10 protein-coding genes are annotated in these 14019 nt (G+C 47.4%); 8 read left to right on the top strand and 2 right to left on the bottom strand.

The features are described 5' to 3' along the window. The first annotated feature begins 192 nt into the window (after positions 1-192). Together AAC033_RS15895 and AAC033_RS15890 are read left to right on the top strand one after the other, a co-directional pair. Entirely contained in the window at positions 193-1089 is an 897-nt protein-coding gene (locus AAC033_RS15895) for an aldo/keto reductase (RefSeq protein ID WP_339739901.1), read from the top strand. Between the two features lie 23 nt (positions 1090-1112). Then, entirely contained in the window at positions 1113-2768 is a 1656-nt protein-coding gene (locus AAC033_RS15890) for an AMP-binding protein (RefSeq protein ID WP_339739899.1), read from the top strand. A gap of 192 nt (positions 2769-2960) precedes the next feature. Here the strand turns inward: AAC033_RS15890 and AAC033_RS15885 are convergent, their stop codons facing one another. After that, positions 2961-3620 (bottom strand): DUF2461 domain-containing protein, encoded by a 660-nt coding sequence (locus AAC033_RS15885; RefSeq protein WP_339739897.1) that lies wholly within the window; start codon positions 3618-3620, stop codon positions 2961-2963. Positions 3621-3816: 196 nt separating this feature from the next. Here AAC033_RS15885 and AAC033_RS15880 point away from each other — a divergent pair, with 196 nt between their 5' ends. The 6 genes from AAC033_RS15880 to AAC033_RS15855 all read left to right on the top strand — a co-directional run bounded on the left by AAC033_RS15880 (position 3817) and on the right by AAC033_RS15855 (position 13615). Then, positions 3817-4488 (top strand): 2-C-methyl-D-erythritol 4-phosphate cytidylyltransferase, encoded by a 672-nt coding sequence (locus AAC033_RS15880; protein ID WP_339739895.1) that lies wholly within the window; start codon positions 3817-3819, stop codon positions 4486-4488. Between the two features lie 353 nt (positions 4489-4841). Continuing rightward, the gene (locus AAC033_RS15875; protein WP_339739893.1) at positions 4842-5465 is read left to right on the top strand and encodes a TetR/AcrR family transcriptional regulator; all 624 of its coding nucleotides are present in this window, start codon (positions 4842-4844) and stop codon (positions 5463-5465) included. Next, positions 5455-6801, top strand: coding sequence for a TolC family protein (locus AAC033_RS15870; RefSeq protein WP_339739890.1), 1347 nt, complete (start codon positions 5455-5457; stop codon positions 6799-6801). Before AAC033_RS15875 ends, AAC033_RS15870 begins: the two co-directional genes overlap by 11 nt. A 12-nt stretch (positions 6802-6813) precedes the next feature. Beyond that, on the top strand, positions 6814-7968 hold the full coding sequence (locus AAC033_RS15865; protein WP_339739888.1) for an efflux RND transporter periplasmic adaptor subunit: 1155 nt from the start codon (positions 6814-6816) through the stop codon (positions 7966-7968). Between the two features lie 31 nt (positions 7969-7999). Beyond that, complete coding sequence (locus tag AAC033_RS15860) at positions 8000-11434, top strand: efflux RND transporter permease subunit (protein WP_339739886.1); 3435 nt, start codon at positions 8000-8002, stop codon at positions 11432-11434. 468 nt (positions 11435-11902) lie between these two features. Continuing rightward, positions 11903-13615 (top strand): helicase associated domain-containing protein, encoded by a 1713-nt coding sequence (locus tag AAC033_RS15855; protein ID WP_339739884.1) that lies wholly within the window; start codon positions 11903-11905, stop codon positions 13613-13615. Positions 13616-13811: 196 nt separating this feature from the next. Here the strand turns inward: AAC033_RS15855 and AAC033_RS15850 are convergent. Continuing rightward, the coding region (locus AAC033_RS15850) for a hypothetical protein (RefSeq protein WP_339739882.1) at positions 13812-14019 on the bottom strand (208 nt) is incomplete at its 5' end.

Below are 14019 nucleotides of genomic sequence, written 5' to 3'. Positions count from 1 at the left end.
TAATTTAAAGTGTTCGTTTAAAAGAAAGCGCTAAAATAATAAAAAACAGTTACGACAAACCGTTTAAACTTCTTAACAAGCAGGATTTTGCATGCTCAATCAATCGTTGTATATTAAGGACCATTATGTCTGATTTGGTATTGTTTTGAAATTCAGGGTTTTTTAAATACAACCTTTAAAAATACTTACAAAATGAAAAAGATTAATCGTCGTGAATTTGTTCGCAAGGGAATTGCCGGAGTTTCAGCCGTTTCAGCAGGGATTGCTTTTGCGGGATTTGACGCCCCGGCCTATGAATCAATGAATCAGGTAAAGCTTGGCGAAACCGGCTTGAACGTTTCGCAGCTGGCTTTTGGCTGCGGAACCAATGGTTGGGCGCACGAATCGGTGTTGACACGCGGGGGGATGGAAGCCTTTAAGAAGGTGTCGCACCATGCTTATGACCGTGGGGTAACCTTTATCGATACGGCCGATTCGTATGGCACCCACACCTTTGTCCGCGAGCTGTTTAAAGAAGTGCCGCGTGACAATTTTCAGCTGATGACCAAGATCTGGACCGAGGATAACAGCTGGAACAAAGTGGTGCCGGTGCAGCAGACCCTCGACCGCTTTAAAAAGGAACTGGGGACAGAGTACTTTGACATCGTGTTGCTGCACTGCCTGATGAATGGCAATTGGGTGACGGAGAAAGCCTCCTTTCGAGAGCAGCTTTCCGAAGCCAAGCAAAAAGGTGAGGTGAAGCTGGTGGGCGTGTCGTGCCACAACATCGATGCCATGAAGGCCGCAGTGGTCGATCCTTGGGTAGACGTGATCCTGGCCCGCATCAATCCTGATCAGGTTCGAATGGACGGAACGCCCGAAGAGATCATGAAAATCCTGAAAACGGCTAAAGACAGTGGAAAGGGAGTGATTGGAATGAAGATTTTCGGGGGTGGCGATTTGACGCAAGAGGAAGTTCGTGAAAAATCTCTTAGATTTGCCTGGAAGAGTGGAAACGTGCACACGATGACCATTGGTATGGAAAAGACAGCTTATGTTGACGATGCCGTGGAGCGAATTGCACGCATTACTAAAAATAATTCCGGCTGAAGGAATAATTGAGAGGGAAACTTATGAACCAAACACTTGCTGCTCAAAGCCTGACCGGGCTTTATAAGGAATCGCTGCTGCAAAATTGGGATTTACCGATGTTTACGGACTATGGTGGTTCCACTTATCACTACGGGGAAGTGGCAAAAAAAATTCATCAAATCCATTTGTTTTTCAGGGAAAGTGGAATTCAAAAAGGAGATAAGGTCTCCCTGTTGGGCCGTAATTCGGCTAGCTGGGCCATTTCTTTTTTAGCCACCATAGGCTATGGCGCCGTCGCAGTGCCGATACTTCCCGATTTTAACCCGGGTGATGTACACCACATTGTTAAGCATTCCGGATCGAAGCTCTTGTTTGCCAGCGATCTCTTGTTCGACAAGCTTGATGCCGAGGCTATGCCGCAGCTTCAGGCGGTGGTTAGTTTGACGGCGTTCAACCTGCTTTTTGATCAGGATGCCGCCTGTTTAACAGCCTGGGAACAGAACTTAAAAGCGGGTGCTGTTGATCCGATTTTGCCCGAGAATTTTGGTCTGGATGAAGTGGACGACGAGCAATTGTGCGTGATTTCATACACCAGCGGAACATCAGGCTTTACCAAAGGGGTCATGCTTCCTGCGCGTAGCTTGCTGTCGAACCTGATTTATGCGCGCGAGCACATGCCTTTGACAACCGGCAACAAAATCGTGTCATTCTTACCCATGGCCCATGTTTTTGGCTTGTTGTTCGAATATTTGTTTCCCGCATCTGTTGGCTGTCACATCACCTTTTTGAGCAAAACCCCAACGCCTCAAGTGATTTTGAAAGCCTTTGGCGAGATTCAGCCACACCTGATTTTATCGGTGCCCCTGGTGATTGAGAAAATTTACAAGAAACGGATCCTTCCAAGTCTTGAAAAACCTTTCATGAAATTCCTGCTGAAAGTTCCGGGAATTTCGGGCGTGTTGCATCGGAAAGTAAAGGAAAAGCTGGTTGAAACCTTTGGCGGACGTTTCCACGAAATTGTGATTGGCGGCGCTCCGCTAAGTCATGAAGTGGAGGAATTCTTCCGGAAAATCGAATTTCCTTTTACGATTGGCTATGGCATGACCGAGTGTGGGCCGCTCATTTCATATGACGCATGGCGTACCACTCAGCCCATGTCGGCTGGCAAGCTGGTCGACCGGATGCAGGTACGCATTGACTCCAGCGATCCCTACAGGGAAGTGGGAGAAATTCAGGTGAAAGGAATCCATGTTATGCAGGGATATTATAAAAATGAGGAGGCCACCCGGCAGGCTTTTACCGCTGATGGCTGGTTGAAAACCGGCGACCTGGGGCTGATTGATTCGCAGAACTACATCTACATTAAAGGACGGAGTAAAAATATGCTGCTGGGGGCTTCGGGGCAGAATATTTACCCCGAAGAGATTGAGGCGAAGCTGTCGAATTTACCCGGAATATTGGAGAACGTGGTGGTTGAACGCGAAGGAAAGCTGGTGGCCTTGGTTTATCCTGATCCGGAATTGGTTGAAGCGGAAAAACTCGATGAGGTACACTTGGCCAAATTGATGGAACATAACAGGCTGCATGCCAACCGCGAATTGCCTAAATACAGTCAGCTGGCCCAACTTGAACTGGTGAGCCAGGAATTTGAGAAAACTCCCAAGCGAAATATTAAACGATACTTATACACCAAGTAAAAAAATAAAGCCGGACGATTATCCGGCTTTATTTTTAGAATGGGTAGATTGGGAAGAAACTATTCTGGTAACTATTCTATAGGTTTATTCAGTTTCGGGCTGATAGGTAACCCCATTTTTTTAAAAAAATCATGAACTGGTCATTTTGGGGCCTAAAACACGCTATAACTCCGACGAACGATTAGATATTGTTCAGCACCATTTATCCAAGGCATCGTTTAAAAAGCGATTGGCCTTCGAAAGTTCCTGAAAAGCGTCGACTGCGAGACCGACAAAATCATCGTTTAAAACGGTTTGGTCATCCACCTGGAACCCGAACGCATAGGATTTGTAGCGCAGCAAATCCACCTGCTCAAAATCCTTCGGAAAGCCTTTGGGCGCCGTTTTCAGCTTTTCGCCTTCAATCGTGGGATAGTATTTTTTGAACTGTTCATCGTCCACCACTTCCCGCAGTCCTTCCGGATGATTTAAGATTTCAGTTCGAATGGCTTTGAGCGGAGCCGCTTCAGGGTGCCAAACACCGCCGCCCAGAAACGAGTTTCCCGGTTCCAGGTGGATGTAGTAGCCGGCCCGGTCGCTCTTGCGGCCTCCTTTGGCGATAAAACTTCCGAAATGGGTTTTGTAAGGCGACTTATCATGCGAAAAGCGCACATCCCTGAAAATCCGGAACAGGCAATCTTTGGGATCAATCTGTGGGACGTCCGCATCAAACTTACGAATTTCCTGGATCATCAATTCGCTAAAAAAGAGGATCTGCTCTTTGCTTTCTTCGTAGCGTTTTTTGTTCTCGTTAAACCATTCGCGGGTATTGTTTTCGCGAAGTTCGGTCAGAAAATCGAATAGTACTTTCATGGACTGTGTTGTTTTATGTGGGTTATTTTCAATTTTATCGTGAAGATAAACCGATTGTTTTGCCGAAGCAACAGGAATTGAAAATGGAATGCTATTTTTGTTTCCTGACGCTGTGCGCCTGCGTGTGTCGCCGGTCGGCCAGAGGCCGGCGATTCGCGGCGGGCAAAGCAGGTTCATGACCTAAACATGTGGATGGATGAAAAAGTTTGCATTAATCGTTGCAGGAGGAGTGGGTTCAAGAATGGGAGCAGAGGTTCCCAAACAGTTTATCGAGCTGGCAGGCCGCCCCATCCTGTTGTGGACGATCCAACGTTTTCTGGATTTTGACCCCGAAATAGAACTGGTGCTTGTTTTACCCTCTTCGCAGTTTGACCGTTGGCAGCAAGTTCGTCAGCAGTTTCAACTTACCGGTAAAATCAGCCTGGTTGGCGGAGGAGATACCCGCTTTCAGTCAGTCAGGAATGGATTGGATGCCATCGCCGGTGATGGCATCGTTTTTATTCACGATGGTGTGCGTCCCCTGGTGTCATCCGAAACCTTGCAGCGTTGCTTTCAAACGGCGCTGGAAAAAGGAAATGCGCTGCCAGTTTCGCCGGTGGTGGAGTCACTGCGACAGCTTACAGGGCATGAGAGCCGGCATGTCGACCGGAACCAGTTCCGGCTGGTGCAAACCCCACAAACCTTTCAAACCGAATTGATCAAGAAAGCCTACCGGCAGCCGGAAAGCGATTTTTTTACCGACGACGCTTCGGTTTGTGAAGCGGACGGAGTACACATTCACCTGGTGGACGGAAATCCCGAAAACATCAAAATCACCAATCCCATAGATCTTCGCGTGGCAGAAGCCCTTTTAAAATCGCGGGGATAGTCCCCCCGCATAAAAGGCGAGTCCGATTCAAGTTCCGGATCCAAACGTCGTACATTGATTTGCCTTCTTTCTGAATCAAAACCCGAAAGACGCCAAAAATCAGTGAAATGCTCCGGTGTATGTCGAATTGGTCTGTATAACTCTACAGCAATCCGCAAACCGATTATCTCCATTCCTCGACTTATTTCTTTGTTCACCGATTCTTATCTGAGAAACTTTGGGTAATAAAATAGTTTTGTGTCCGAAAATTGGAAACAATCTGGATACAGGAATGTTAATTCTTCGTAAACTGTGGAAACTTTTAAAAGAATTATAGTTTCCGATACGACAAGGAATCTACCTTTGCAAGGATTATGGAAGAAAAGAAAGCACACATACTGGATCAGGTGGGACAGCTGTATATGCGACACGGCATACGAAGTGTAACGATGGATGACGTAGCCGCAGAACTGGGGATTTCAAAAAAGACCCTCTATCAGTATTTTAAAGACAAGGCGGATTTAGTGGGAGAGGTTGTCGATGCTTTTTTAATGAAAGATGAAGCGTTTCATTGCCAGGAAAGCAAATCGCTGAATGCCATCGACAAGATCCTGTGGATTCGGAAGCACATTAGTGAAATGCTGAAGATCGTCCACAACAACATGGAATATGATCTGAGGAAAAGTTATCCGGATGTATATCGCAAAATAACGGAATATAAACGGAAGCGGATCTACCTGGATAATCTGACGATTATGAACCAGGGAAAACAGGAAGGCCTGTTTCGGGAAGAGTTGGACAGCGACGTGATGGCACGGATAGTCGTGGGGCGTTTTTTATTTGTGTTCAACCCCGATAATGGAATTTTTTCGGAAGAAGAGGTGCGTGATATGTCCCTGTTCGACCAATTGCTGGATTACCACTTTTATGGCGTTTGTACAGAAAAAGGCTTGAAATACTATAAACAACAATTAAACAATGTTCAGAATGAAAACTAAGACGAAACAGCTCACGACCTTGCTCATTTTCTTTTTGCTGGCAGGGGGTTTAAAAGCTCAGGACGATCTTAAGTTTACTTTGGCCGAAGCACAGGAATACGCGCTAAAGCATTCTTATGTCATCCAAAACAGCGGGCTTGATGTTTCTGCTGCTCAAAAGAAAGTGTGGGAAACCATAGCCATGGGTTTGCCTCAGGTTTCGGGGAGCGCGAATTACACCAAGTTTTTGAATCTGCCGGTATCGCTTATTCCAGGAGAGTTTTTTGGCGAAGAAGCCGGAACTTATATCCCGGTGAAGTTTGGGCAGGACTACAACTCCGACTTTGGATTCACAGTCGACCAGTTGATTTTTGACGGCTCCTACATCGTGGGAATCGGATCAGCCAAAGTTTACCTTCAGATGGCTTCGCAAACCAAAGAGAAAACGGAGATCGACATTAAGCATGCCGTAGCCCAATCTTATTTTATGGTGCTGGCAGCCGAGGAAAATTTGAAGGTGATGAAGGAAAACCTGCTGAACTCAAAGAAACTCGAAAATGATACCCGTGCCATGTATGAGAATGGCTTCTCCGAAGAACAGGATGTGGATCAGATGCGCCTGTTGGTTCAGAAAGCGGAAAACGAAATCCTGAAAGCCGAGCGCGAAATCCGCGTCGCCCGCATGGTGTTGAAATATACCATGGGTGTGGATGTGGAAGAAACCCTTCAGTTGACCGAAAGACTGGATGAGTTTCTGGATCCTTTGCTGAAAGAGAAGGAAACCATCGGTGGATTCGACTACGCGTCGCACATCGACTTTCGGATGCTGGATACCCAGCGGCAATTGTCGATGAAGGAATTTAAGCTGGCCCGATCAGCTTATTTGCCCAAGCTCAGCGGATTTTACAACTGGTCGAAGACGGCCTACGGAAACAGCGCCAACCTGTTTAAAAGCAGTGTGCCCTGGTTTAAATCATCCATGGTGGGTTTCAACCTTACCGTGCCTATTTTCACGTCGGGTCAGCAGCGGGCCATCGTAAAACAAGCACAGTTTGCTTACCAGCAGGCCGAGAATAATCAGAAACTGGCCGAACAGACCCTGCAAAAAGATTACCTCACAGCGGTAGCCGATATTGAAAGTGCGGTTGATCAATTCAGAAACGATGTGGATAATAAACAGCTGGCCCGAAAGATCTACGACAAAACAACCATTAAGTACAACAACGGAATCAGCAGCAGTGTGGAGCTTTCGCAAACTGAAACCCAATACATTCAGGCACAGGCAGCGTGGGTGGCCTCAGTCATTCAGCTCCTGAACTCGAAAATTACCTTAGACAAAGCAATTGGAAAACTTTAAACAAGAAACAAGATGAACCGAATCGTTAGACACAAAAAATTAATTCATCCGCTCGTAGGCCTCATGGTTGTTGTCCTTCTGGCTTCCTGCTCTTCGGGTAATGCCGGAAACGAGAGCCAGGAAAAGCAAGCCCAGCTGGTGGAATACAAGCAGCAGCTCCATGAACTGGAGCTCAAGATAGCCGAGCTCGAAAAAGAGCTGAAAGCCACAACCGAAGAAGAAAAAGTAGAAGTGGTACTCTCCGAAATTCAGCCGCAAAAGTTTGAACACTTTATTGAAGTGACCGGCAGTGTGGAGGCCGACCAGGAAGTCAATGTCAGCCCCGAAGGATCAGGACAGATTCTGGACATTAAGGTCAGGGAAGGGCAGCGAGTTTCGAAGGGAACTGTATTGGCTACACTGAACGCCGAGCCCATTGAACGGACCATTGATGAAGTGGAAATCAACCTGGACATGGCCCGAACCACCTACGAACGTCAGAAAAACCTGTGGGACCAGAACATTGGCTCTGAGTTGCAGTACCTGCAAGCCAAGTCGACCATGAATTCGCTGGAGCAGCAACTGGAAGGTTTGAAGGCTCAGAGAAGCATGTCGAGCATTACGGCTCCTGTGGATGGGGTGATTGATGTGATTTATCAGAAGCAGGGACAGATTGCCAGTCCCCAGGTGCCTTTTGCCAAACTGGTCAACATTCAGAAAATTAAGGTGTATGCCGATGTGGCCGAGTCGTACCTGACAAAAATTGAACAGGGCGATGAGGTGCAGGTGTATTTCCCGGCCATTGGCGAGACACACACCACCAAAATCCAAATGATTGGTAATTTCATTGATCCCAACAACCGGACCTTCCGTATCCGGCTGGATCTCCAAAATAAAGATAATCTGATCAAACCTAACCTCGACGCCGTGGTGAAGCTTCGCGACTATATGGCCGAAGAGGCGATCGTGATTCCTTCCCTGCTGATCAAGGAAGACTTCAAAGGCAAGTACACTTACGTGGTTGAGGCCAACAACGGCAGCCAGGTTGCCCGGAAAGTCTATGTTAAAACCGGCGTGTCCGACAATAACATGACCGAAGTGAAGGAAGGGCTGGAAGCCGGCATGAAGGTCGTTTCCGAAGGATTCAGCCAGGTGATTGACGGAACCGTGGTGCATGTCAATTCATGATCAGAATGGATAGCTGTAAAAACACACAAGCATGAAGAAAGAAAAAGTAAGCGACAACTCGCAACATATACAGCGGAAGTTTCGACCAGCCTACCTGGCGCTCAAGAATAAGATTACTGTCTACATCTTAACCGGTATGCTGGTGGTGTTTGGATTGTTTTCCTACAACCAAATGCCAAGGGAGTCATTTCCGGAAATCGCTATTCCCTATGTTTTCATCCAAACGATTTATCCCGGCAACTCGCCGGTGGATATTGAGAACCTGATTACCCGGCCCATCGAGCAGGAACTGAAAGGGATGGACGGCGTCAAAAAAGTTTCCTCGGCCTCGTACCAGGATGTGAGTACCATTGTGGTGGAGTTTAACACCGACGTAGAGATCAAACAGGCCTTGCAGGACACCAAGGACAATGTGGACAAGGCGCGTTCGGATCTGCCCGGCGACCTGGAAGACGATCCGCTGGTGATGGATCTCGACTTTTCGGAATTCCCGATTTTGAATGTCAATATTTCAGGCGATTTCAGTATGCGCGAGCTGAAAGAATATGCCGAAATTCTTCAGGATGAATTTGAAAGCCTGGCCGAAATTTCGGAAGCCAACATCCGGGGAATCGACGACCGCGAAATTCAGGTCAACGTCGATCCGTATAAGTTGGAAGCACGCGGCATGACCTACGACGACATTGCGCTGGCCCTGCAAATGGAAAATGTCACCATCGGCGCCGGCGAATTTACCGCCGACCAAACCCGCCGCGTGGTGCGTACCGAAGCGGATTACACCAACATGGACCAGATCCGCAATACCATCATCAAACTGAATGAAGGTAAACCGGTGTATGTGCGCGATGTGGCCGAGGTGGTCGATGGCTACAAGGAAAAGTCAACCATCTCGCGACTCGACAACAAACCCGTGGTTACCCTGGCCGTGGTGAAAAAAAGCGGGGCCAACATCCTGGATGCGACCGATAAAATCCGTCATATTCTCGATGAGCAGGTGGAGCTGGGCTATCTGCCCAAAAACCTGGAGATCATCGTCACCGACGACATGTCGACCTACATTAAGAACGATATTGCCACCTTGGAGAACAGCATCATCATGGGTATGATCCTGGTGATTTTTGTGCTCTTCCTTTTCCTTGGTTTCCGCAATGCCTTGTTCTCCGGACTGGCCATTCCCATGTCCATGTTCATCTCCTTTGTCGTGCTCGACCAGATGGGCATCACGCTCAATTCCATGGTGCTGTACGGACTGATCCTGGCTCTGGGGATGTTGGTTGACAACGCCATTGTGGTGGTCGAAAACGTGTACCGTCTGCATGGGCTGGGCTACTCACAGTTGAGTGCCACCAAAAAAGGGGTCAGCGAAATTGCCTATCCCATTATATCCTCCACCCTGACCACCCTGGCGGCCTTTGTTCCGCTCATGTTTTGGGAAGGGATCGTGGGTGAGTTTATGGGCATCTTGCCACAAACCCTGATCGTGGTACTGGCCTCCTCACTCTTTGTGGCCCTGGTGCTCAATCCGCCATTCATCGCCCGATTCATGAAGATTGATGATATCCGCGAGAGAATGGACTGGAAGAAGGTTGTGAAGAAGGCGGGTATCCTGGCCATCATTTCCGTGGTTTTTTACCTGCCCAAAATTTACCTGATTGGTAATCTGTTGATGACCGTAGCGCTGCTGATGGTGCTCAACGTGTTGATCTTCCGTCCCTGGGCGCGTTGGTTTCAAACCCGCTTCCTGGTGTGGCTCGAAAACTTTTACGAAGACCAGTTGCGTACTGCCCTCACCGGCTGGAAGCCTGTTGCCTATTTTGCTGGAACCTTCCTGCTGCTCATCGTGTCCATCTGGTTCTATATGGTCCGTCAGCCCAGTGTCGTCTTTTTCCCGGATACCGATCCGCAAACCATCTATGTCACGATGGAGTTGCCATTGGGAACTTCGATCGACCGTACTGATGAGGTGTCGCGCCGGGTGGAAGACATCATCAATAGCACGATTGAACCCTACCAGGACATTGTCAAATCGGTAACCACCTCGGTGGGCAACGGCAAAGGGGGCATGTTCGAGAATGACCAGAGCCCAAACAAGTCATTGACCTCAATCTCATTTGTCGAGTTTAAGCTGCGCGATGGCATCAACACGTCCGAAATTATGCGCGAGTTATCGGCCAACCTGAAGGGATTTGTAGGTGCGAAGATCTTTGTTGAAAAAGAAGAGAACGGGCCGCCCGTAGGGGCCGATGTGAATATTGAAGTGAGCGGTGATGATTTTGAACAACTCATTAAAATTACCGATGATTTCATGAACCGGATCAACAGGGACAACATTCCGGGATTGGAAGCATTGAAGCTGGATATCAACGTGAACCAGCCTGAGATGCTGATCCATGTGGATCGCGACAAGGCACGACGCTATGAGCTGTCGACCCAGGAAATCGCTATGGCCCTGCGCAACTCGCTGTATGGCTACGATGTGGGGGACTACAAAGACGGGGAGGATGAATACGATATTTTCATTCGCCTGAAAGAAGAATACCGCAACGATGTGTCGACCCTGATGAACCAAAAGCTAATGGTGGAAGGCAATAAGATCCCCATCTCGGCGGTGGCCGATTTTGAGTACTCATCCACCTACGACAAGGTGAACCGCATCGATCACAAGCGGGTGCTGACAATCAGCTCCAATGTGACCGAAGGCTTTAACGCCAACGAGGTGAATGCCCGGATCCGGCAGGTGCTGGCCAATTACGAAATGCCAAGCGGTTACGACTATGCCTTTACCGGCGAGCAGCAGGAGCAGGACGAAAGCAGCTCCTTCCTCATCTTTGCCTTGCTGGTGGCGGTAGCCCTCATTGGATTGATCATGGTTACCCAGTTCAACTCCTTTATCCGGCCCATGATTATCATGATCACCGTGCTGTTTAGCACCATTGGAGTGTTCCTGGGGCTGGCGATCTTCAAAATGGAGTTTGTCATCATCATGACCGGCATCGGTATCATCTCCCTGGCGGGGATTGTGGTCAACAACGGCATCGTGCTGATCGACTACATCGACCTGATGCGGAAGAAACGGCGTGATGAGCTGGGCTACGGCGAGGGAGCTTTCCTGCCGGTAAAAGAAGAAATTGAATGCCTCGTCATTGCCGGAAAAACCAGGCTGCGGCCCGTGTTGCTGACCGCCATTACTACGGTGCTCGGATTGGTGCCGCTGGCTGTTGGGCTCAACTTCGATTTCATTACCCTGTACACCCACTTCGACCCCGACTTTTCACTGGGCGGCGAAAGTGTGGCTTTCTGGGGGCCCATGTCGTGGACGGTGATCTTTGGCCTCAGCTTTGCCACCTTCCTCACCCTGCTTATTGCTCCGGTAATGTACATGCTGACGATCCGGATCAACTACCGGATCAAGAAAATGATGAACCTGTTGCCCGAAGACAACCAACCCAAAAAAGCGGTTGAATAATCGAGGTACCGTTAAATAAAATAGCTGTAAAGATGCCCCATTCGGGCGTCTTTACTTTTTTCCGGGCGGTTGCTTCATTGGTCTGCCGGAAACTGGAACTACCGGTTCTCGTTTATTTTTTAACCGCAGAGAACACAGAGGATAAGGATTATGAATTGTTTATGATCTGCGGTCATTCGATTGTTGGTCCACAAATGACACAACCGACACGAATGTTTCTAACCACTCAGCAGGCAGGCGTTTTGCATTTATTCCAAGGGCTCCAAAGGGGTTCCAAGCTGTCTCTTTGGAATCAATCGAATGCTGGAACTCATAAATTTGAGGTTGGGACAAAGATTTTTTGAACGTAAAAAAGAGCTTGACTGCAAATACGATCTGTTAAAAATCTGAAAAACTAAAATGCATGTCTGTTTATTTGATAATTTTGATACAAAATTATTTTTTAACAACTTTTTCACAGGAGCAGTAATGATTTTATCAAAAGAAGCAATCGTCCAATGGTATTATTTTTATGATGAGTTAGTTCATTTTCAATGCGTACATGGTCATTGTAACGTTCTGCCCGACAACAAGAAAAATAAGGAACTGGTGAAATGGATGCTGATCCAGAAGAGGACAAAACACCAGTTACCAAAAGAATTCAGAGACAAACTAAAAGCGATAGACTTTGATTTCTCTATTGATCGGATCTATTACTGGTATGAGCGGTTTGATGATTTGGAACGGTTTTTTGCAAAATATGGACATGCCCATGTGCCGGCCACCGATCCTCAGTATGCATCGCTTCATGAATGGCTGATCGCCCAGGTCAGAAATAAGAACGCCATGAGCCAGGATCAAAGAGCGAAGCTTGATTCCCTTGGTGTACATTGGGAATTCAAGGATATCCGTGATTGGAGATGGCACGATATGTACATTCAGCTAAAAGAATTCTATCAGGAACATGGGCATTGCAATGTGCCGCAAAAATGGAAGGTAAACAAACAACTGAGCAACTGGGTGAGTGTTCAGCGACGCAGAGTTGCGGAAGGGAATATGAAAAGAAAACGCAAAGACAAGCTGGATGCGATGGGGTTTGTTTGGGATTTCAGGGAAGTGTATGAAAGCCAATGGGAAGATAAATTCGAGCAGCTTATCGCCTTTAAAAGTAAATATGGGCATTGTAAAGTTCCTGGGACCTATTCTGATCAGCATTTGGCAGGCTGGGTGGATCGTCAGCGAACGTTAAAAACCAACGGCAGGCTTTCTGCAAGGCGGGAACAAAAACTTAGCGAAATCGGCTTCATTTGGGACTGCACGGTTTTACAAGAAGAATACTGGCAGGAGAAATTTGATCAGCTTGAACAATATAAAAAGCAATACGGTGATTGTCAGGTGCCGGTAAACTGGAAGAAAAACCCTGCGTTGGGTACCTGGGTGAACACTCAAAGAACATTAGCAAAAAGACGAAAACTTGACCCGGCGAAAAAGAAAAAACTGGAGGACACGGGATTTGTTTGGAGTAACGAAGCCTGGAAGCTTCAACTCAGGAAATATGATGAGCAATGGAAAAGAAATTACCAGAGGTTGAAAGCATACAAAAAGCAATACGGTGAAATTCAGGTTTCTGTACGTATCGATTGGCCTCTGGAACGTTGGACATGTATCCAAAGAAGAGAAAAACGAACAGGTAAGCTCGCGGACTGGAAGATCAAAAAGCTTGAGCAGATCGGGTTTGCCTGGGATCTTCACGAATCCTATTGGATGAAAATGTACGATCAGCTTGTCCTGTTTAAGGAAAAATACGGACATACCCGGGTTCCTTACAGTTGGAACGAAAATCCGCAGTTAGGTCATTGGGTTTCGAGAACACGCCGTAAAGTATATGAATTAACGGAAGAACAAACAGACCTGTTGAATAAAGCAGGCTTTTATTGGCCTGTCGTCCGTAAAAATCCGGTACCGTGGATGACTATGTATCAGCTTCTTGTTGAGTTTAAAAAGGAATATGGCGACACCTGGGTCCCGGTAAAATGGAAGAAAAACAAAAAACTCGGGAAATGGGTCTCCCGGATGCGTTCTGACCAGGACAAAATAGATCCTGAAAAGAAACGGCTGCTTGACGAAATCAATTTCGATTGGCAGAAACGAAAGGGGGGACGAAAGACAAAGAAAATGACTCTGGAAGCCAGTTTCTCATGACTACGGGAAACCTTTCTTTTTTCAAGCCGCTCTCAATGTCCGGTAAAGCTTCCTTTTTTGTATGATTAACGTGCAAGTTTTATGTGATTGCAGGTGGGTTTCATACCCCGGGGCTCCACTATCTGTTTTTACACCAAGACTCTAGTTTAAAAATGCTGCGGTTTTAGTCAGGAATCTTTCAACGGCTTCTTCAAGGTCAATATCCATTCGATCGGCTAAAACAGCTGGCCACCAGATACACTCGACTGGTTTGTGCTCCAATTCGGTGTCGGTATTGTTTTGCTGTCGATCGTGCCTGTTGCGGGATCGTTTGGCGCCCGACCAAACCCGCATCTGTTAAGAATGCCAGGGCATCTTCTGCTACTGCCCATGTCAGAGCTTTTTTCGAAATGCTCAACTCCCGG

This window comes from uncultured Sunxiuqinia sp., from assembly GCF_963974515.1.
GTDB lineage: Bacteria > Bacteroidota > Bacteroidia > Bacteroidales > Prolixibacteraceae > Sunxiuqinia.
Note: the sequence above shows the minus strand (reverse complement) of the source record. Positions and strands in the feature narration are given on the sequence as shown.

Bases quoted from the DNA above. Each gene is read 5' to 3' on its own strand.
- AAC033_RS15855 (WP_339739884.1), top strand. From the start codon at position 11,903: ATGATTTTATCAAAAGAAGCAATCGTCCAATGGTATTATTTTTATGAT.
- AAC033_RS15895 (WP_339739901.1), top strand. From the start codon at position 193: ATGAAAAAGATTAATCGTCGTGAATTTGTTCGCAAGGGAATTGCCGGA.
- AAC033_RS15885 (WP_339739897.1), bottom strand. From the start codon at position 3,620: ATGAAAGTACTATTCGATTTTCTGACCGAACTTCGCGAAAACAATACC.
- AAC033_RS15880 (WP_339739895.1), top strand. From the start codon at position 3,817: ATGAAAAAGTTTGCATTAATCGTTGCAGGAGGAGTGGGTTCAAGAATG.
- AAC033_RS15870 (WP_339739890.1), top strand. From the start codon at position 5,455: ATGAAAACTAAGACGAAACAGCTCACGACCTTGCTCATTTTCTTTTTG.
- AAC033_RS15865 (WP_339739888.1), top strand. From the start codon at position 6,814: ATGAACCGAATCGTTAGACACAAAAAATTAATTCATCCGCTCGTAGGC.
- AAC033_RS15875 (WP_339739893.1), top strand. From the start codon at position 4,842: ATGGAAGAAAAGAAAGCACACATACTGGATCAGGTGGGACAGCTGTAT.
- AAC033_RS15860 (WP_339739886.1), top strand. From the start codon at position 8,000: ATGAAGAAAGAAAAAGTAAGCGACAACTCGCAACATATACAGCGGAAG.
- AAC033_RS15890 (WP_339739899.1), top strand. From the start codon at position 1,113: ATGAACCAAACACTTGCTGCTCAAAGCCTGACCGGGCTTTATAAGGAA.